This is a genomic window from Paracidovorax valerianellae (assembly GCF_900102625.1).
GTDB lineage: Bacteria > Pseudomonadota > Gammaproteobacteria > Burkholderiales > Burkholderiaceae_C > Paracidovorax > Paracidovorax valerianellae.
In genome coordinates this window covers 330,598-350,591 of the sequence record NZ_FMZC01000003.1, presented here as the reverse complement: position 1 = coordinate 350,591, position 19,994 = coordinate 330,598, and the positions used below count along the sequence as shown (strand labels likewise).

Annotated in this window: 17 protein-coding genes and 1 pseudogene; 13 read left to right on the top strand and 5 right to left on the bottom strand. The window is 66.9% G+C overall.

Features of this window, described 5'->3' with window-relative positions; translation table 11 throughout:
* Positions 1-59: 59 nt before the first annotated feature.
* Positions 60-1,052: a helix-turn-helix transcriptional regulator gene (locus BLT03_RS06920; RefSeq protein WP_092741642.1), complete on the bottom strand. Its 993-nt coding sequence runs from the start codon at positions 1,050-1,052 to the stop codon at positions 60-62.
* A gap of 134 nt (positions 1,053-1,186) precedes the next feature.
* Between BLT03_RS06920 and BLT03_RS06915 the strand changes: the two genes are divergently transcribed.
* The 6 genes from BLT03_RS06915 (at position 1,187) to BLT03_RS06890 (ending at position 7,846) form a co-directional block, all read left to right on the top strand.
* Positions 1,187-1,942, top strand: coding sequence for an NIPSNAP family protein (locus BLT03_RS06915; RefSeq protein WP_175537686.1), 756 nt, complete (start codon positions 1,187-1,189; stop codon positions 1,940-1,942).
* Positions 1,943-1,965: 23 nt separating this feature from the next.
* Complete coding sequence (locus tag BLT03_RS06910) at positions 1,966-2,490, top strand: hypothetical protein (protein ID WP_092741640.1); 525 nt, start codon at positions 1,966-1,968, stop codon at positions 2,488-2,490.
* A gap of 90 nt (positions 2,491-2,580) precedes the next feature.
* Positions 2,581-4,110 (top strand): DegQ family serine endoprotease, encoded by a 1,530-nt coding sequence (locus BLT03_RS06905; RefSeq protein ID WP_092741638.1) that lies wholly within the window; start codon positions 2,581-2,583, stop codon positions 4,108-4,110.
* 171 nt (positions 4,111-4,281) lie between these two features.
* Entirely contained in the window at positions 4,282-4,941 is a 660-nt protein-coding gene (locus tag BLT03_RS06900) for a response regulator (protein ID WP_092741636.1), read from the top strand.
* Positions 4,938-6,449, top strand: coding sequence for an ATP-binding protein (locus BLT03_RS06895; protein WP_092741634.1), 1,512 nt, complete (start codon positions 4,938-4,940; stop codon positions 6,447-6,449). Before BLT03_RS06900 ends, BLT03_RS06895 begins: the two co-directional genes overlap by 4 nt.
* Positions 6,446-7,846 (top strand): phospholipase D-like domain-containing protein, encoded by a 1,401-nt coding sequence (locus tag BLT03_RS06890; protein ID WP_092741632.1) that lies wholly within the window; start codon positions 6,446-6,448, stop codon positions 7,844-7,846. The genes BLT03_RS06895 and BLT03_RS06890 overlap by 4 nt, the downstream gene beginning before the upstream one ends.
* A gap of 244 nt (positions 7,847-8,090) precedes the next feature.
* Here the strand turns inward: BLT03_RS06890 and BLT03_RS06885 are convergent, their stop codons facing one another.
* The 3 genes from BLT03_RS06885 to BLT03_RS06875 form a co-directional block, all read right to left on the bottom strand.
* The gene (locus BLT03_RS06885) at positions 8,091-9,677 is read right to left on the bottom strand and encodes a PepSY domain-containing protein (RefSeq protein ID WP_092742019.1); all 1,587 of its coding nucleotides are present in this window, start codon (positions 9,675-9,677) and stop codon (positions 8,091-8,093) included.
* Between the two features lie 71 nt (positions 9,678-9,748).
* A complete protein-coding gene (locus BLT03_RS06880) occupies positions 9,749-12,091 on the bottom strand; it encodes a TonB-dependent receptor (RefSeq protein WP_434802334.1) in 2,343 nt (780 codons plus the stop codon).
* A gap of 208 nt (positions 12,092-12,299) precedes the next feature.
* Positions 12,300-12,683, bottom strand: a complete 384-nt coding sequence (locus tag BLT03_RS06875) for a DUF2946 family protein (protein WP_245711268.1) — start codon at positions 12,681-12,683, stop codon at positions 12,300-12,302.
* 235 nt (positions 12,684-12,918) lie between these two features.
* On the opposite strand from BLT03_RS06875, the gene BLT03_RS06870 reads away from it, so the two are divergent.
* From BLT03_RS06870 to BLT03_RS06850, 6 genes and pseudogenes are all read left to right on the top strand, one after another.
* Entirely contained in the window at positions 12,919-13,404 is a 486-nt protein-coding gene (locus BLT03_RS06870) for a DUF2127 domain-containing protein (protein WP_092741628.1), read from the top strand.
* A 254-nt stretch (positions 13,405-13,658) separates the two neighbouring features.
* Entirely contained in the window at positions 13,659-15,173 is a 1,515-nt protein-coding gene (locus BLT03_RS06865) for a lyase family protein (protein ID WP_092741626.1), read from the top strand.
* Between the two features lie 64 nt (positions 15,174-15,237).
* Positions 15,238-15,735 (top strand): META domain-containing protein, encoded by a 498-nt coding sequence (locus tag BLT03_RS06860; RefSeq protein WP_175537685.1) that lies wholly within the window; start codon positions 15,238-15,240, stop codon positions 15,733-15,735.
* A 111-nt stretch (positions 15,736-15,846) separates the two neighbouring features.
* Complete coding sequence (locus BLT03_RS06855; protein ID WP_139160341.1) at positions 15,847-16,107, top strand: zinc-ribbon domain-containing protein; 261 nt, start codon at positions 15,847-15,849, stop codon at positions 16,105-16,107.
* A gap of 94 nt (positions 16,108-16,201) precedes the next feature.
* Positions 16,202-16,513: pseudogene (locus tag BLT03_RS25075) on the top strand (Arm DNA-binding domain-containing protein); the annotation flags it as partial.
* A 154-nt stretch (positions 16,514-16,667) separates the two neighbouring features.
* The gene (locus BLT03_RS06850; RefSeq protein ID WP_245711267.1) at positions 16,668-17,504 is read left to right on the top strand and encodes a tyrosine-type recombinase/integrase; all 837 of its coding nucleotides are present in this window, start codon (positions 16,668-16,670) and stop codon (positions 17,502-17,504) included.
* A gap of 343 nt (positions 17,505-17,847) precedes the next feature.
* On the opposite strand, the gene BLT03_RS23815 is transcribed toward BLT03_RS06850, so the two are convergent.
* Positions 17,848-18,489, bottom strand: a complete 642-nt coding sequence (locus tag BLT03_RS23815; protein ID WP_139160340.1) for a DUF6338 family protein — start codon at positions 18,487-18,489, stop codon at positions 17,848-17,850.
* 570 nt (positions 18,490-19,059) lie between these two features.
* Between BLT03_RS23815 and BLT03_RS23810 the strand changes: the two genes are divergently transcribed.
* On the top strand, positions 19,060-19,911 hold the full coding sequence (locus BLT03_RS23810; RefSeq protein WP_139160339.1) for a hypothetical protein: 852 nt from the start codon (positions 19,060-19,062) through the stop codon (positions 19,909-19,911).
* Positions 19,912-19,994 lie beyond the last annotated feature (83 nt).

Here is a 19,994-nt window from a genome sequence, read left to right as displayed (position 1 = left end):
AGCCGGCTTGATGACCTGTCCTTGTGAAAGATCGCGACAGGTCGTGAACCCGTGCGGTGTCAGCGCAGCCGATACAGCCGCGCAGTGGCTTCGATGCGCTTGACCAGTGCGCGCCGCAACGCCACCGGGCGCAGCACCTCGACCTCGGGCGATTGGCGCATGAGCTGTCCGCAGGCGTGGTCCACCGATTCGATGGGAATCGTGACCGCCACGCGGCCATCCTTACGGCGCGATGGCGCAGCCACAGCTGTCGCCACTGCCCGTGCCACTGCGGCGCTGAGCGCGCTCAGTCCTTTAAGGCCTGCAGGCGTGGCCAACAGATCCGCCTCGCCCGTGTAGAGGCTCGACTCGAACCGGCGGATGGACTGCGCCCAGTAGGCCGGCAAATCGAACCGCGCCGGGCGCCGCACCGCAGTGCCGAGTGCCGTGGCCGCGCGAATGCTGGACACGCGGTAAGTGCGTGGTCCTCCTTCTTTCGCACCGTTGCCGGTGGGCAGGGCCACCAGGTACCAGACACCGGCCTTGAGCACCAGGCCCAGGGCGCCCACCGTTCGCTCCACCGTGTCGGCCCAGCTCTCATAGCGCAAGGCCAGTTGCTGGCCGCTCCACACAGCGGCCGCCACCGTCGCCAAGTGCGGCGTGGGCTCGCTCTCGCGGTACCAGTCCACGGGGTCGAGGTGCAGCCGCGCGCTCACACGCTGCGCATCTTCGCGCCAGGGCGCGGGCAGTGCCGCCAGCAATTTGAGGCGCGCGCCCGCTACATCCTCCCCCAGGCCCAGGTCGCCGGCCGGGCCGGGCAACCCGCTCAAGAACACGGCCTGCGCTTCGGATGGGGTGAGCCCCGTCAGCGTGGTCTTCCACCCCGGCAGCAACGCAAACCCGCCATGGCGCCCCCGCTCGGCATAAATGGGCACGCCGGCGGCGGTGAGCTGGTCCACATCGCGGTAAAGCGTGCGCACCGAGACTTCGAGTGCCCCGGCCAGGGCCTGCGCGCTCATGCGCCCCTGGGTTTCGAGCAGCATCTGGATGGAGAGCAGGCGACTGGCGCGCATGGTGGGAGAGTCCGGCTACGAGAATTTTTTGCTCGCGACAGTATGCAGCGAATACCTGCCATGCCTTGGCAGGTATGGCGCCGCAGACTGCGGGCTTCCTCTTTCCGTGAACCCTTCGACCCCAGGAACGCCGCATGTCCACCATCGCCACCGCCATTCCCTCCGCTCCACCGCTCGCCGACTGCTCCATCGTCGAATTCCGCCAATACGCATTGCACCCCGGCCAGCGCGAAATGCTCATCGACCTGTTCGACCGTGAGTTCCTCGAAACGCAGGAGCGCGAAGGCATGCGGGTGATCGGCCAGTTCATCGACCTGGACCGGCCCGATCTCTTCGTCTGGCTGCGCGGCTTTGCCGACATGCCTGCGCGCCAGCGGGCCCTCGCCGCCTTTTACGGCGGGCCCGTCTGGGCCGCGCACCGCGATGCTGCCAACGCCACCATGGTCGATTCGGACAACGTGCTGCTGCTGCACCCCGCATGGCCAGGCGCCGCTACGGGCTTGCCGGCGAACCGCGCAGCCGCGGGCGCCAACGGCTTGGCCCACGACGTGCTCGATGCCACGGTGTTCTATCTGAACGAGCCCGCAACGCCCGCGCTGCTGGACCATTGCCGCCATCACATGGACCCCGTGCTGCGCACGGGCGGCGCCCGCCACACCGCGTGGTATGCCAGCGATGCAAGCCCCAACACCTTCCCGCGCCTGCCCGTGCGCGAAGGCGAGCCGGTGCTGCTCGGCTTGGCGCTGTTCGACGATGCGCAAGCCCTCGACAACTTCGCCAACAGCAGCGCATGGCAGCGCGACGTGGCGCCCGGCCTCGCATCCTGGCTCGCGAAGGCCCCCGAAAGTCATCGCCTCCAGCCCACGGCCCACTCGGCCTTGCACGCATGACCCGCCACCTTCCGAGGCAGACCATGAACCTTCCCGACACGATTCCACCCACTGGCGATGCCAGCGATTTCGATTTCCTGATGGGCCCCTGGCACATCCGCAATACCCGCCTTGTGCGGCGGCTCGCAGGCTGTACCGAGTGGGAGACCTTCGACGCGACAGGCACAGCGCGTCCATTGCCCGGCGGCATCGCCAACTGCGACGACTTCATTCCCGCCACTTGGTGCGCAGGCTACGTTGGTATGGCGCTGCGCCTGTTCAATCCGCAAAACAAGCGCTGGACCATCTACTGGCTGGACAACGTGACAGGCGGTCTGGACCCTGCAACGGACATGCTCTGGTCGCCCGTGGTCGGAGGGTTTTCTGGTACGGACCGGGGCTTGTTTTTCGGCCAGGACATGTTCGAGGGCCGGCCAGTCCAAGTGCGTTTCTATTGGACGAAAAACCTGGCCACCGGCACGCCCCGTTGGGAGCAAGCGTTTTCGGACGATGAGGGGCGCAGCTGGGAGACCAATTGGGTCATGGAGTTCTCGCGGCCGGGGGGCTGAGAGGATGTGAAGGCGTTGGCAGTCCCTAAGCCACACCTAAGTCTCGTTGCCCAAACTGCCCCCATGCAACGACCCAACGAAAGGACTGCCATGAACTCCGTTCTCTCGACCCCTCGCCGTCTGACCCTGGCCCTGCTGACCGCTGGCGCCATCGGAGCCACCGGCGCAGGGCTGGTGACCAACATGCACCCGAGCCGTGCCGCGGTGCCGCCCGCAGTGACGCAGCCTGCCGCCATGCCCTACACCGGGGGCGTGACGGCGCCGGACTTTGCGCAGATCACCGCGCGCAATGGCCCGGCGGTGGTGAACATCAGCGTGAGCGGCACCACCAAGACATCGCTGACCGATTCGGACGACGACGATGACGAAACCGCGGCACACCCTCGCAGCGGCGCGCAGGGCATGGACCCGAACGATCCAATGTTCGAGTTCTTCCGCCGTTTCGGCATGGTGCCGCCCGGCGCGCAGGCCCCGGGCCGGCAGCGCGAGGTGCCCACGCGCGGTGAAGGCTCGGGTTTCATCGTGAGTGCGGACGGGGTGATCCTCACCAATGCCCATGTGGTGAAAGGCGCCAACACGGTCACGGTGAAGCTGACCGACCGGCGCGAGTTTCGGGCCAAGGTGCTGGGCTCGGACCCGAAGACCGACATCGCCGTGCTGAAGATCGATGCCAAGGACCTGCCCGTGGTGCAGCTAGGCAGCACGCGCAACCTGGCGGTTGGCGAATGGGTGCTGGCGATCGGCTCGCCGTTCGGCTTTGAAAACAGCGTGACGGCGGGCGTGGTCAGTGCCAAGGGCCGCTCGCTGCCCGATGACAGCTATGTGCCTTTCATCCAGACCGACGTGGCGGTGAACCCCGGCAATTCCGGCGGCCCGCTGTTCAATGCGCGTGGCGAGGTGGTGGGCATCAACTCTCAGATCTACAGCCGATCGGGCGGTTACCAAGGGGTGTCGTTCTCCATTCCGATCGAGGTGGCGGCCAAGGTCAAGGACCAGATCGTGGCCACGGGCAAGGCCAGCCATGCGCGGCTGGGCGTGTCGGTGCAGGAGGTGAACCAGGCGTTTGCCGACTCGTTCCAGCTCGACAAGCCCGAGGGCGCGCTGGTGGCCGGCGTGGAAGAGGGCGGCCCGGCCGACAAGGCGGGCCTGAAGTCGGGCGACGTGATCCGCAGCGTGAACGGGCAGCCCATCGTGGCGTCGGGCGACCTGCCGGCCATCGTGGGCCAGGCGGCGCCTGGCACACAGGCCAAGCTGGAGGTGTGGCGCCATGGCAAGCCGGTGGAGTTCATGGCGACGCTGGGCGATGCGAGCGAGAAGGCCAACAAGATCGCCAGCACCGAAAAGTCCGCAGGCAAGGGCCGGCTGGGCCTGGCGCTGCGGCCGCTGCAGCCGCAGGAGCGCCGCGATGCCGGCGTGGACGGCGGCCTGCTGGTGGAAGATGCGCGCGGCCCTGCCGCCCTGGCGGGCGTGCAGCCCGGTGATGTGCTGCTGGCGATCAACGGCACGCCGGCCCGCGGGGTGGATCAGGTGCGCGAGGCGATGGCCAAGGCCGGCAAATCGGTGGCGCTTTTGATCCAGCGCGACGGCGACAAGATCTTCGTGCCGGTCCCGCTGGGCTGACCGCGTCCTACGCGGCAGCGGCGGACCGGGCCGCTATGCTTGGCGGCCATGGAAGCCGCTCACCTTTCGCCACCCCACACACCCGCGCCGCTGGCGCTGCGATGGCCGCAGCCGCTACCGGCGCGGTGGCGTTGATTGACCTGACAAGAAGAAAGAAGAAGAGGGCCGCCCATGCGCTTGCTGCTCGTCGAAGACGACACCATGATCGGGGAAGCCGTGCACGACCTGCTGCGCGCCGAGCACTACGCGGTGGATTGGGTGCGCGATGGCGACATGGCCGATACCGCCCTGCGCACGCAGACCTATGACCTCGTGCTGCTCGACCTGGGCCTGCCGCGCCGCGATGGCCTGTCCGTGCTGCGTGACCTGCGCGCGCGCAAGGACCGCACTCCAGTGCTGGTGGCCACCGCGCGCGATGCGCTGGCGCAGCGTGTCGAAGGGCTGGACGCCGGCGCCGACGACTACGTGCTCAAACCCTACGAACTGGACGAACTGCTCGCCCGCATCCGCGCGCTGACGCGGCGGGCGGCCGGGCGGGCGGAGCCGGCGTACGAACACAAGGGCGTGAGGATCTTGCCGGCCACGCGCGAGGTGACCGTGAACGGAACGCCCGTGGTGCTGTCGGCGCGCGAATGGGCCGTGCTGGAGCCGCTGCTGGCGCGGCCGGGCATGGTGCTGTCGCGCACGCAGCTCGAAGAAAAGCTCTATGGCTGGAAGGACGAGATCAGCAGCAACGCCGTGGAGGTGTACGTGCATGGCCTGCGCAAGAAACTGGGGGCCGACCTGCTGCTGAACGTGCGCGGCGTGGGCTACATGGTGCCCAAGGCATGAAGAAGCCCGCAGCAACGGACGCCAGCCCGCCCGTCCAGGCCCACGCGCCGCTCGCGGCCGGGCATGCGTCGGCCGCGCATTCGCTGCGCGCGCGGCTGCTTTGGTTTTTGCTGGGGGCGATCGTGTGCACCGCGCTGCTGCAGATTGCGCTGTCGTACCGCTCCGCGCTGACCGAGGCCGACGAAATCTTCGACTACCACATGGAGCAGATGGCGATGGCGCTGCGCCCCGGCTTGCCGGAAGTGCCGGCCAATGCGCCCGCTCCGCTGGTGCACGAAGACGAAAGCTACGAGTTCGTCGTGCAGGTCTGGTCTTCCGAAGGGTCGCGCGTGTTCGAGTCCGCCGTGGGCGCGGCGCTGCCGCAGCGTGCGGTGCTGGGTTTTTCGAACGTGAAGGCGCATGGCACCACCTACCGCGTGTTCTCGGTGCAGACCCGCGCGCAGGTGATCCAGGTGGCGCAGGACATGGCGGCGCGCAAGGCCATGGCGCGCGACCTGGCGCTGAGCACGGCCGGTCCCATCGCCCTCATGGCGCCGCTGCTGGCGCTGGCCGTGTGGTGGGTGGTGAGCGGTTCGCTGGCGCCTGTGGAGCGTGTGCGCCGCCAGGTGGCGCAGCGCCAGGCCGATGACCTGTCGCCCGTCGATGGCGAGGCGCTGCCTGCCGAAGTGCAGCCGCTGGTGGATGAGCTGAACCTGCTCTTCGTGCGGGTGCAGCGTGCCTTCGAGGCGCAGCAGCACTTCGTGGCCGATGCCGCGCATGAGCTACGTTCGCCGCTGGCCGCACTCAAGCTGCAGGCGCAAGGCTTGCTGCGCGCGCCTGATGCCGAGGCGCGCAGCGTGGCGGTGGCCCGGCTGTCGGCCGGCATCGACCGCGCCACGCGGCTCGTGGAGCAACTGCTGGCGCTGGCGCGGCAGGAGTCCAGCGTGGCCGCGGGCGCACCCGCGCAGCCGGTGGTGCTGGCCGATCTGGCGCTGCAGGCCGTGGCCGACGCGGCGCCGGCCGCCCAGCAGCGCGGCATCGACCTGGGCCTGGCCACGGCCGATGCGGCCCCGGTGGCGGGCCATGCCGAGGCCTTGCGCATCTTGCTGCGCAACCTGGTGGACAACGCCGTCAAGTACACGCCCGACGGCGGCGTGGTGGACGTGCACGTGATCGCGGCGCCGGATGGGGCGACAACAACGGACAGCCGGGATGCGGGTGGCGACGGCGACGGCGATGGCGATGCGGGTGCGGCCCGGCCCGGCACCGTCACCCTGGTGGTGGAAGACAGCGGCCCCGGTATCGGCGAGGGCGACCGCGAGCGCGTGCTGGGCCGGTTCTATCGCGTGCCGCAGGCCGCCGACGGCGGTGCGCAGGTGGCGGGCAGCGGCCTGGGCCTGGCCATCGTGCAGTCGATCGCACGCATGCACCAGGCGCAGGTCGATCTGGACGGCTCGCCCCGCCTGGGCGGCTTGCGCGTGTCGGTGCGGTTCGGCGTGCCGCCTTCATCGGCCGAGGGCCAGGCTTGACCGGGTTCGCCGTTCTCTCCGGCCTGGGCCACGCGGTGTTCGTGGCAGTGGGCCTGCTGGTCTACGTGATGGGCACGCGCATCGGGCACCAGCGGCGGCATCCTTCGGCAGCCATCGCGTGGGTGGTCGCCATCGTGGCGTTTCCGTACGTGGCCGTGCCGCTCTTCGTGCTGTTCGGCACCCGCAAGTTCGCGCGGCCCCTGCGCCGCCCCCGCAAGGCGCAGCAGGAGGCCATGGCCGCTGCCGCGCTGCCGGCGGGGCCCGCCTGGGCGGCGCGCCTGCTGGCCAGCATGGAGCTGGAGCCCGCGGTGCGCAACGACCGCGTCGTGCTGCATGCCGACGGCGCGCAGGCGCTGCAGACGCTGCGCGCCACCATCGCCTCGGCCGAGCGCAGCCTGGACGTGTGCACCTTCGTCTTCGGCGACGACCCGGTGGGCCGCCAGGTCGCGCAGGCCCTGGGCGAATGCGCCCAGCGCGGCGTGGCGGTGCGGCTGCTGCTGGATGCGGTGGGCAGCCTCGCCACGCCCAACGTGATGGTGCGCACCCTGCAGGCCCAGGGCGTGCAGGTGCGCCGCTTCATGCCCATGCTGCACAACCCGATGCGCGGGCGCACCAACCTGCGCAACCACCGCAAGCTGGTGGTGGCCGATGGCGAGCGCCTGTGGAGCGGTGGGCGCAATCTGGCCTGCGAATATTTTCTGGACCAGCCCGGCCACCCGGCCTGGATCGACCTGAGCTATGAAGTGCACGGCCCCATCGCCCTGCAAGCCGCCGCGCAGTTCGACGCCGACTGGAGCACCGCCAGCGGCCGGCTGGTGCGCGCCGCGCTGAAGCAGCCGCTGCCCACCGGGCCCGAGCACGGCGCCCTGGCGCAGTGGGTGCCCAGCGGCCCCGACCATGCCGACGACACCGTGCACGCATTGCTGCTGGCAGGCGCTTACCACGCGCAGGAGCGCATCGTCGCCGTGACGCCGTACTTCGTGCCCGACGATGCGCTGCTGGAAGCCTGGTGCATGGCCTGCCGCCGCGGCGTGCGCGTGAGCCTGCTGGTGCCCCGGCGCTCCAACCACCGACTGGCCGACTGGGCCCGCGAGCGTGCCCTGCGCGAGCTGGGCCTGGCCGGCGCCGAGGTATGGCTGGCGCCCGGCATGGTGCACGCCAAGGCCGTGCTGATCGACGACGACCTGGCCCTGTCCGGCTCGCTCAACCTGGATGCGCGCAGCCTGTTCCTCAACTACGAGGCGATGACGGCGTTCTACGGCCCGGCCGAGGTGCAATGGCTCTCGGACTGGTGCGCGCGCCAGATCGCCCTGGCCCGGCCGTTCGTTCCCCGGCGGCCGTCCTGGCCGCGCGACATCGCCGAGGGCGTGGTACGGGCGGTGGGCTTTCAGTTGTAGAGCGGTGGCGGCGCAAAGGTACTGAGCCATTGGTAGCCAATCGTTTGCTATTGTTTTTATAGCCGTCAGCGCAATGAATACGGCGGCAGAGGGCGGTTTTGATCTAAATCTGCGATGCGACGATGCGACGATGCGACGATGCGACGATGCGACGATGCGACGCGATGAGATGCGACGTGGCAGGGCGCCGCACAACGCGCCTGTGCCGTCGCGCCCCGTCACTGCACCCATCACATCACTGCACTCAGGCCCTTGCCACGGGGCGCTTTGCAGTCTGCGTCTTGCCTGCTTGGCCCGCCTTGCCCGATTGGCTTGCCTTGCGCCGCAGGCGGCGCCATCCGATCACCATGCCCGTACCGCTCAGCGCCGCACCGCCCAGGCCGAGCAGCAGCATCACCGCATCCCACAGCGGCCGCCGCTCCAGCAGCGGCACCCAGTCCCAGCTGTGCAGCATGGCAAAAAGCCAGCGGCTGGCGCGGCGGTGGTCGTCCAGGCGGCCCATCACGGCACCGGTGCGCGGGTCCACATGCACCCAGGTGGCGTGCTCGTCGGCGAACACGGCGCGCAGCACGGGCAGGGGCTTGGCCGGGGCGCCGGTCATGGTGTGGGAGGCGCGGGCGTAGTAGTACAGGTCATAGTGCGCGAGCGTGTCCATGCGCACCAGCGGCGCGGCCACCAGCCCGGCAATGCCGTGCTGCAGCGCCGTGGCGTCGATGGCGGTGGGCGCGGCGGTGGCGGTGTCCAGCACTTCGGGCGCGCCCTGGGCCGGCTGCGCCAGCACCAGCGTACGGCCCGTGGCGCGCACCCAGCGCAGCTCGCGCGTGGCGCCACCGGCCTGGGCGAGCAGCGCGGCCAGCGGTGCCTGCCGGGCGCTGTCGCCCGCTGGCTCAGCCATGGTGAGCGGCCCGCCCTGCAGCGAAGCCATGCGCAGCGGCGGCGCGCCGCTGTCGAACAGCTTCCACGGGTTCATCGACATGAAGCCGCTGAAGATCCACGCGATGGTGGCCAGCGAAAACGCCAGCCCCAGCACGTGGTGCCAGCGCATGGCGCGCGTGGGGTAAGGCGTGCGCGCCCCGCTGCGGTAGCGGCCGCGAAACCGCCAGCGCTGCAGGCCCGCCACCGTGCCGGCCAGCGCGGCCAGCGTGCCCGCCACGGCGAGCGTGTTCACGGTGGCGCTCCAGTAAGGCTGCAGCGCGTTGCCCCGCAGCGGATAGAGCCAGTGGATCCAGGTGCCCACATAGCCCCACAGGCGCTCGGTGCGCGGCGCATCGCGCACCACCTCGCCCGTGGTGCCGGACACGTAGAGCACCGTGTCGTCCGCATCGTGCAGGCGCACGCGGTGCAGCGGCCGGTGCGCGTCCAGCCCGCGCGAATGGGTGAAGGCGTCCTCCTGCAGCGTGCCCTCGTGGTCCGCCGCCACGCCGCTCCCCGCCCAGGCCATGGCGCTGGCCCGGGCGCGGATCGCATCCACTGCCTGTAGCACCTCGCCCGTCCGCGCATCGATCACCGTGGCGGCCAAACGCGGCGGCGCGCTTTCGGGCCGCACCAGATACACGGCCTGCCCACCGCTCGCCACAGCCAGGCGCAGGTCGGCCAGCGGCGTCTGCGACAGCCCGGCGGTTGCCAGCGCGGCGGCGGGCTCCAGCAGGCCCGCGCCGTCGCCCAGCGTCGGCAGGTGCGCGGTGCGCTCGGCCTCGGTGAGCTGCGGGTAGCCCACGTACATCATCACGATGCCGGAGAAGAACCACATGGCGAAGAAGGCGCACAGCAGCACCCCCAGCCAGCGGTGCGTCAAAAACAGCCAGCGCTTGGCAGGGCCGAGGCCCGGCATTGGCAGGGTGCGCAGGCTGCGGGCGATGCCCGTAAGGCGAAGCGGTGGCATGTCAGGTCTCCCGGCCGCGGTCAGAACGCCACCTGCAGCGACACGTCCGCCGTGCGCGGCGCGCCCAGGTACACCTGCGCGCTGCGGGCCTCCGCCGCGTAGATGCGGTCGGTGGCATTGCGAATGCGCCCGGTGAGCGTGGCCGTGGGCGAGAGCTTCCATGCCAGCCCCAGGTCCAGCAGCGTGTACGAAGGCCAATACTGCGTGTTGGCCGCGTCCGCATAGATGCGCCCCACGCGCCGCACGCCCGCCGTGGCCTGCAGCGCAGGCGTGATCGCGTAGCCCAGCCACAGGTTGGCCACGCTCTCGGGCGTGTTGATGGGCGTGCGGCCCGCGAGCGACACGCCGCCCTGCACGAACTGCTCGTAGCGGGCACGCGCGCGCATCGCGTTGGCCTGCACCTGCCAGCGGTCGGTCAGCCGCAGGCCTGCGGCCACCTCCACCCCGCGCGACGATTGCTCACCCACCTGCACGGTGAACGCAGGGTTGTTCGGGTCTTGCGAGGCGATGTTGCGCCGCGTGATCTGGAACGCCGCCACGGTGGCCGTGCCGCGCCCGCCCCAGAAGTCGAATTTGCTGCCCACCTCGGCCTGGCGGCCGGTGGTTAGCGCGCTGTTGTTGGCTACGTCGGCGAACGATGCGGTGGAGAGCGACCCCGAAGGCGGGTCGCCCGCCGTCGCGTACTGCGCATACACGTTGGCGCCGGGTGCCACGTCCCACACCACGCCCAGCCGGCCGGTGGTGGGCGTGTAGCTGCGGTCGAACGCGGCCGGGCTCGTGGCGGTGATGGCGCGGCGGTTGTTCACCTCCAGCGCGATGCGCTCGTGCCGCAGCGCGGTCACCAGGTGCACGCCGGGCACCAGCGCCGTGCGGTTTTCTGCGAAGACCGCCGTGGTCTGCACGCGGTTGTCGCGGTCGGCCCGAAATCCCGGCGCCATGCCGGGAATGTCGAAGAACCGTTCGGTGGTGAAGCGGTATGGGTCCACCGTGCTCACCGTGCCGGACAGGCTGTTGGGAAAGCGCGTCTGCCGGTTCACGCTCACGTCCAGGCCGAACGCCCAGTCGCTCTGCCGGCCGGCGAGCGTGCCGTGCCACGTGGCCTCGGTGCGGTTGCCCACCAGTTGCTGATCGTGCCGCTGCAGAAAGGCGCTGCCGCGCGACACCAAGGTGTTGGCCGCATTGAACTGGTACGTCTCCACGTTGCGGTAGTCGCGCAGCGCGTCGTAGGCATACAGCGTGTTGCGCCACTGCAGCGCATCGGACACCCGCCACTGCGCCATCGAGCGCAGCCACTGCACACGCTGGGCATACATGCCGTCGGCGCTGTTGTAGTTGGCAAACCGCGTCCCCGGGTCGATGCGCAGCGCGCCGCTGCTGGGGTTGAGCACCGGCGTACCCCAGTAGGGCCGGTCCACCGTTTCCTTCTGGAACTCGTAGGCCAGCAGGTGCGTGAATCCGCCGCCCAGGTCGGACAGCAGGGATGCGGCCAGTTGCGTGGACCGGGTCTGCGTGCCGGTGGTCCAGCTGCCGGCGTCGCGGTGGTTCACGTCCAGGCGCACGTAATGACTCGGCCCTGGGCTCGGTCCGGGGCTCGACCCCGGGCTTGGTGCGGCGCTGCCATCCTGCGGCCCGGCGATGCGGCGGTTGATGCCGACAGATGCTTCCTTCAGGCCATACGAGCCCAGGCGCAGGCGGCCTTCCGTGAAGTCGCCGCTGCGGTCGGGCGTCTTGGTGATGAAGTTGAGCGAGCCGCCCACCGCCCCCGCGCCGTACAAGAACCCCGAGGCCCCGCCGATCGCCTCCACGCGGTCGTAGATCCAGCTGTCCACCGCGCGCGTGGCGCTGCCGTATTGCACGGTGATGCCGTTGAACAGTTGCGTGACCGAGTTGTTGTTGAAGCCCCGGTAGCTGGCCGCCATCGAGCCCGGCGCGTTGTGCACTGTCACGCCGGGCACGGCACGGAGGATCTCCTGCGTGTCCTGCGCGCCGCGCGCCTCGATGGTCGCGCGGTCCACCACGGTGACCGATGCCGGCGTCTCGCGCGGCGTCAGGCCCAGGCGGCTGCCGGTTTCGGCGGGGGTGTCCAGGTTCAGCCGGCCCATCGGCTCGGCGGGCGTGTCAGACACGGTGACGGGCGCCAGCGTGGGCACCGACCGGGACGGCCCCTCTTGCGCCGACGCTGCAGGCGATGCAACGCTGGCAAGCAGCGCCAGCACCGCGTGGGCAAGGGGCGACCTCGCCAACCGACGCTGCAGGCGTGCCTCGGTGTCGGCCGAGGGTGATCCGGTGCGCACCGATGACGCGGGCATCGGCCTTGGCGTGGATGGGCGGGGAGAAACGAGAGAAAGGGTTGTGGTGGTCATGGCATCGATCAGCACGCGGGCAGCCGGCGCACGGCGCGCGCCGCTGAACCGCGCGGTCGGCAGCGGCAAGCGGCGCGCCCGGCAGGCCGGGTCAGCGAAAAGGACAGGGAACGTGTTCGCGCCAGGCCGCAGCCATCTATGCACGGGCAGGTCGCCGCGTCAGGACGAACCGGGGCGAACTAGGGCGAACGAAGGGAGCCGAAAAGGCTCAGGCGTGCTGAAACGCCGGGGGCCCGCGCGCCGGAAGCGGCGCGGCCGTGGCCGCCGCGATGCGCGCGGCCGGAATCGCCTGCACCGCATGGCCGAGCGGCAACGGTTGCGGCAGCGTTTGCATCGCCACCGGCGGCAAAGGGGCGCCATGCGGCATGCACAGGGGGCAATCCATGGCGGTCTGGCCCATCTCCACCGGGCCGTCGTCGGTCTGCACGTAGACCTTCACCATGCCCGCCGTGGAACAGATCCACTCCATCGCCCGCGCATGCACCAGCGGCGATGCCACCGCCACCAGCAACGCACCCACAAAGCACGCCAGCACCCAGCGGCGCAGGGCGCGCGCGGCATGCAGCAGGGCGATGGAAGGTGCTTGCTTCACTTTTGATAGCAATGTGCCGTAGTATTTATTGCGCTGGAGGCCGATTTGGTTCAAAACCCTGGTGGCTGGCTGTGGACCTTGCGATGGGGCGGGTAGCCATCAGCGGCGGATTGTAGGCCGGCAACCCTTCAGGCGACCAGGCGCGCCGCACTGCAGCGCCAGCGCCGACAATCGGCCGGCGCAGCTCAGCCGGGCGCGCATCCGCCCACCGCTCGCCCACCACCATCGCCTTGCCATGAACCAGGCCATCCGACTCGTCGCCTTCCTCGAAGCTTTCAAGGGCCTGCTCGTCCTGGCGGCCGCCACGGGGCTGCTGTCGCTCATGCACCGCGACCTCTACGCCATTGCCGTGCGCCTCATCGAGCACGCGCATCTGAATCCCGCCGCGAAGTACCCGCAGATCTTTCTGGACGCGGCCCGCAATCTGCAGGACGCGCGCCTGTCCCTGCTGGCCCTGGGCGCCGCTGCCTATGCCACGCTGCGGCTGGTGGAGGCTTACGGCCTCTTCAAGGAACGGCCCTGGGCCGAGGTGCTGGCCGCGGGCAGCGGGGCGATCTATCTGCCGTTCGAGTTCATCGGTTTTCTGCACCACCGCAATGCGCTGCACGCGGGCATCTTCATCGTCAACGCGCTGGTGGTGGCCGTGATGGTGCGGGCGCTGCTGCAGCGGCGGCGGGATGCGCGGCCGGGCGTTGCGCAGCCGGGCCTGCATGGGGGCTGATGCCAGAGGCGGCTGCCAGAGGCGGCTGGCAGCGGCGGGTGGCAGCGGGTGTGGCATGGGGCGGCTACCATGGCCTTTTCCCTGCGGAGCTTCCATGCGCAAAGCAATGACCGTCCTTGCCGTCGTCGGCACCCTCGCCGCTCTGTACTTCGCATACCGCTACGGCGTGTACTGAGCACGGGCAGGGCGCGCCCGTCGTCGCTCCAAGGCCACCGGCGCCAGGGAAAATAAACCCATCACAGAGACAACATGCCATGCCCATGAAACCCACCCAACTCGCCATTGCCGCCGCCATGTTCCTGGCGGCCCTCGTGCCCCACGCAGGCGCCCAGACCCCTGCCAGAAAGCACGACGATTTCTTCTGGCTCGGTGAGATCAACAAGGCCACCGCCGTGATCAACACCGACGAAGGCCTGCTCGACAAATCGTTGTCGCCCCTCGTCTACCGGGGCATCACCCAGGTGCTGGCCAACGGCGACAAGCCCGGTGGCAAGCGGCCCTCGCTGGTCATCACCTTCGAGCCGCTGCTGATCGAGGCCGCAGGCCCCCAGATCACGCTGCTGCACGCCGGCCGGTCGAGCCAGGACATGCTGGCCACCGCGCGGTCCGCCATCCTGCGCGATGAAATGCTCCACCTGGCCGAGGCACTCAACAAGACCACTGCCACCCTCGTCGAACTCGCCGGCAAGCACCGGGCCACCGTGGTGCCCAACTACACCAACGGCGTGGCAGCCCAGCCCAACAGCTACGGCCACTATCTGCTGGGCATCGCCGCCGGGCTGGAGCGCGACGCCCAGCGCATCCGCGAAGCCTATGCCCGCATGGACCGCTCGCCCATGGGCACCACGGTGCTCAACGGCACCAGCTGGCCGTTGAACCGCCAGCGCATGGCGGACTACCTGGGCTTTTCCGCCACGGTGGACAACGCGTACGACGCCGCGCAGATCTCCGCGGTCGACCAGCCCGTGGAGGCCGGCGCCATCGTCATGGCCATCGCCCTGCATGCCGGCAGCTTCATCGAAGACGTGATGACCCAATATGCCCAGCCTCGCCCCTGGATCCTGCTGCAGGAAGGCGGCGGCAACACGTACGTTTCCAGCGCCATGCCGCAAAAGCGCAATCCCGGCCTGCTCAACAGCACCCGCCGCGACGCTTCCACGGCACTCAACCTGGGCATGGGCCCCGCACTGCAGGCGCACAACATTCCCCCGGGCATGAGCGATCCCAAGGAAGTCCGCACCAACGCCGCGATGGTGCAAGCGGCGGCTGGCGTATTGAACAACTGGACCCGCATCCTCAACAACCTGGTGATCGACCCACAGCGTGCGCTGGAGGAGCTCAACAGCGATTGGACCGCCTCGCAGGAACTGGCCGACGTGCTGATGCGCAAGTACAAGCTGCCCTTCCGCGTCGGCCACCATTTCGCCTCGGAGGTCGTGGAGTACGCCAAGGCCAAGGACATCAAGCCACTCGCGTTTCCGTATGCGGAGGCGCAACGCATTTACACCGAGACAGTGAAGGGCACGGAGTTTGCGCAGGGGCTACCGATGTCCGAAGCAGAGTTCCGCTCCACGCTCGACCCCTTGGCGATCGTCAGGAACCGCCAGACCGCCGGCGGCCCGCAGCCTGCCGAAATGGACCGCATGCTGCGCGAGGCCACCCAGCGCGTGGCCGATCAGGACAGCTGGATCAAGGCACGGCGTGCGCAGATTTCGGCGTCGCTGGCACGGCTGGATGCGGATTTCGAGAAGTTGGGCGGGGCGCGCTAGGGTGCTCGCCGCCATTGAACGCTTGATGGCGCTACCTGACCAGACTCAGAAGATGCGAAGGGTGATGGCTCTCGTTGCTTGCGCCGCACTCCCTTTCGCTGCGGGTGGCGCGGGGGCTTCGCAGCCGCCACCCACCAAGCCAGCGACAGGACCAATCTTTGAAAACTTTAACCTGTCTACGCTGGATACCGATGGATGGGCGCTGGTCACGATCTTCGAGCCCAACGGCACGGAGCGAGCCGATTGGCCGAGGGTGGGGATGGACAGTGGCCCATCGGTACGTTTGAGTACCCGTAATGCCGGCCTTTTGGGCATACGCGTATGCAACTGGTCGACATTCCGATACAGACTGGTGGGAGAGGGCGGACTGCGTGCTGAGCAAATCTTGCAGACGATGGCCGCATGCGATGAGCCGGTGATGCGCCTGGAGGTTTGGGTCAATCAACAGTTGTCGAAAGTTCGTCGCTTCCGCCTGGTTACCTCGTCCGGCGACTTGAGACTGATGCTGTTTTTTGCCGATGGCAGCCGGTGGGAACTGGCTGGCTACCCAATGACGCCGTAGATGCAACGCGTCTTGAAGCATTTCGAAACTGCCGTGGACCAGCGCCGGGCTATGGTCCGATGGTCACAAGCAGGTTGTGGCCATCGTTCAATCCACCAGGAGAGGAAACCCATGGCACTCGTTCAATGCCCTGAATGCAACCGGCAGATTTCCGACCAGGCAGTGGCCTGCCCCGGCTGCGGCCATCCTCAATCAACAGCGATCAGCAGGCGCTCCGCCTTTGAATCCGGCACCCACGAAGGCCGCCACGCCGGAACGGTGAAGGCCGGCATCGCAGGCATGACCGCCGCCAGCCTGGGCGGCTGGGCCGCGCGGGCGGTGGCGGTAGTGGTGATCGGGATCGTCGCGGTGGTGGCGATGTTGAGCCGGTAGAGGCGAGACGGTTTGATGGGTCCTGAATCGGAGCCAGCACCGGATCGCTGATTTCCCATCGGCGGACTCCAGTGACCCATGCTTATGTTTTGCCGTGAAATGGTCCCTCGACAGCTCTCACATTCTGCCCGCTAGGCCGCATAAATACTCACTTCTAAAAAGGCGCTGGAAAAATGTGCCCCTTTGTGCCCCCAGACCTTTTTGGTGCCCCTTGAAACTCACCGACACGAAGCTCCGCACCCTCTCTGAACCTGGCAAACACGCCAACGGCTTGGGCCTGTATCTCGAAATCACCAAGGCAGGCGGGCGCTACTGTCGCATGAAGTACCGCTTCGCAGGAAAAGAAAAGCGCCTGGCCTTTGGCGTGTACCCCGACATCAGCCTCAAGATGGCAACGGAATCCGCCAGCAAGGCCCGCAAGCTGCTGCAAGACAACCAAGACCCCGGGGAGGCCCGCAAGGAGCAAAAGGCCCGGATCGTCCACGAAAACCGCAACACCCTCGAAGCCGTGGCCCGAGAACTGGCTCGAACACCAGTCCACCCGCTGGGAGCCCATCACCATGGGCCGCATCCGGGCTTCACTCGAATCGGATGTGTTCCCGGCCCTCGGTTCACGGCCGATGGTCAGCCTGAAGGCCCGGGAGGTCATGGAAGCGGTCAAAGCGGTGGAGGCGCGTGGCGCCAGCGATCAGGCGGGCCGCTTGCTGCAGCGCGTGAAGGCTATCTATCGCTGGGCCGTCACGCACCAGCGCATCGACACCAACCCGATTCTGGATCTGGTGCCCTCGGAAATTCTCAAACCCCGCACCGTCCAGCACCGGGCCGCCTTGGCGGACAAAGAGCTGCCTGAGTTCATGCGCAAGCTCGCGGCCTATGACGGCTCCCCGAGCATCGTGTTGGGCCTGCGCATGCTCATGCTGACGGCCTGCAGGCCAGGTGAAGTACGCGGCGCGCGCTGGGTGGAATTCGACCGCAAGGCGGCGCTGTGGACCATCCCCGCAGAGCGCATGAAAATGCGCGAGGAACACCGCGTGCCCCTGTCCAAACAGGCCCTCGAAGTGTTGGACAAGATCGAAGCCATCAGCGGTGGCCGCGAGCTGGTGTTCCCGAGTCCGTACTACCCGAGCAAGCCACTGAGCGAGAACACCTTCAACTCAGCGCTCGCGCGCATGGGCTACAAGAGCATCGCCACAGCCCACGGGTTCAGGGCCTTGTTCTCGACCGTGGCCAACGAACACAGATGGAACCCGGATGTGATCGAGAGACAGCTCGCGCACCGGGAGCAGAACGAGATCAGGGCGGCGTACCACCGCACCACGTACATAGCTGACCGGACGAAACTTATGCAGTGGTGGGCGGACTACTTGGGAAATGGTGGTGCGACCCCTGAGCAGTAACTTGCCACGCACGAACGCATGATGGCGCTCATGCCGCGAAGTTAGCTGATGCTCTAAATCGAACGCTGCAAGTCGCTTCTGCTGGACCGGATTCCAAGCGAGGCCACATGACTCACGACCAGTGCCGCCCGGTTGGAGACGACGCCAGATGTTGCCCAGCTCGTCGCGGAAACAAAGAGTAAACGCGCTTGGCTGTGCGGGCTAGAAAACAGATTGCCCGCATATGAGGATGGGGAAGCTAGGCTAGTTTTTTTTCGCGGGTGGCGCTGGTGGCATTGGCGGCTTGGCGTAGCTTGCCGGTGGGTTAACGTTGGCCTGATCGCGGCGCTGGTCCGGTGGGCTGCTAGGCCGCAGTGGGGTCACAGGTGCTGGGGGCTTGGCCATCATTGGTCTCCGGTTCTTTGACAAATTCAACTGATGCTACATCCTTCGCGTCGATGAGTATTCCTTCGAGTTGAACTAGCACCTGCGTTTCTCCATTGGCCTGCCGAGTGACGTCAGTAATGAAAAAATGCCCATTCGACGACTCAGAAGGCCATCGGGACGGCCAGCCATAGATACGTGATCCGTCTTTCAATTGAAGCACGACGTAGCGGGGACAGTCGCAGAAGGCTCCAAACCATTCCCCAGGGTGGCCACTTCTTTTGCTGAGCCCGAGCTTTCGCGCGAGGGCGTGAATTCCATCAGTGTTAGTCAATGTTGAAACACCGACTCCCAGCAGGATAGCTGTAGCCATGGACGCCATGAGTGTGGATTCAGATGTCCATTCCCCCAATGAAAACCACCTTGATCCGATGCGTTCAGCGCCCCACTTTTCCATCGCGACTATCGCCTGAACAGCGACCGTAAAAACGAGAGCTTGAACAACACGCTCAAATTGAGATGGTTTGATGTGAGAGGTTAGGCCGAAGTAGACCCACGCGACGAGGAAGCCTGGTGCAAGGTACTGCAACAAAGCTACAACGTCTTTAGATAGTTCAGGCATGGCTCAGCATAGCGGCTCGCATGAGAATGACGAAGCGATTTGGGCGCAAAGAACCTTCTCCCGCCCGAAATCATCATGCCGCGTGCTGCGACACCGTCCAATATCCCGTCAAAGGTTGATCTGCCACGAGGCAAGCCGCCGTGCATGGCTATCACAGCGCTCCCCTGATGAAGACGACGGAACCCCCGAGCGCGCAGTGGAGACCCCGCCTCACCTGCCCTCTAAACAGCCCGTTTCTGCCGACCCTGCCGACCATGGGCGGCGCGCGGCGTGGTGCGGCCTCCAGGCTTTTTTTGAGTGGATTCTTGTGACGGGATTTGACGGCTTTTGACTGGCCGTTGAAACCAAAGTTGGGCACGAGTTACGTGACAGATTTTTGATGCGGATACTGGTGGAATGCGAACAGTATCGGTTGGTTGCCAAGGCGCCAATTCAAGGCATTTCCTTCGAATGCATGAAGTCTCATAGACAGGGGCGGCCAGCTACGATTGACTAGGCCGCCAACATTCGCGACATCCGAAGCACTCTGACTGTGCTCGCGGAGGAGCGTCATCCCATGAGACTCATTGAATGATCAAATCTGAGTTGCAAGCACGAGCACGCCGACTTATGGAAGGTCGCGCCAAAGCCGAAGATCTCGACCGCTTGTTCCTCGACCAACGAGAGACATCTCATGGGAAAGAGAGCTTTCGAGAGATCGGAGACTTCCTTGCGCATCGTGATCAGCGAAGCAAGGGCCCAGTCACTCAGCGAGTCCGCGATATCTTTACAAGCTTCCGTGTATGGAGTCTTGGGTTGCGTCGGCTGAGACCCACGCTCGATGACTTGAGAGCGGCAGGCTTGGCAAATCTGAGCTTGCTAACAGACGAAGAGCTCAAGATGGGCTCAGGACTTAGACGGGATGCCGCTCGACACAAATTCGACAAAGCACTACGCAAGCTAACTTCGGGCTATCCACTGTCTCAAAGCGACGAGGCTCTATTTCTTTTTCTTGCCAATCGATTTGTCTGGAAGCCCGCATTCACCGACGATGTACTTTACGAAGATCTTGTGCAGGTGTGTTTGTGCAATGGAGTGGTCGACGCTGCGGATCTTGCCAAGCTGGCGGGAGCAAAGAACTTCATAACGCTATGGGCAATAACTCGCCTTCATGGAGCCATCATCAAGGTGGCGGACGGCCGCCTAGCGACTTTGTATGCTGGTTTCGCGAATGACGCGCGCTTGCTTGAGGTCAAGGTTGATCTTGCATCTGATGGCTGGCCCAAGCCAATGCATGCACCGATTTGCATTTTTCTGACCGGGATGTGTGCAGACGATTTTTGCGGCACTGAGTTGCTGCAGACGCCTACGCCATGGATGTGGAACGACTGGAGTATGGCCATCGAACTTGGCGAAGATGGCAAACTTCACTTGCTCGCATAGGAGTTGCAGTGGCTGTCAAACCAACGGATTCGATGTGACGTTTGGGGCCAGAGGAGATGGCAGTTCAGTCCGCGTGTGTGGCA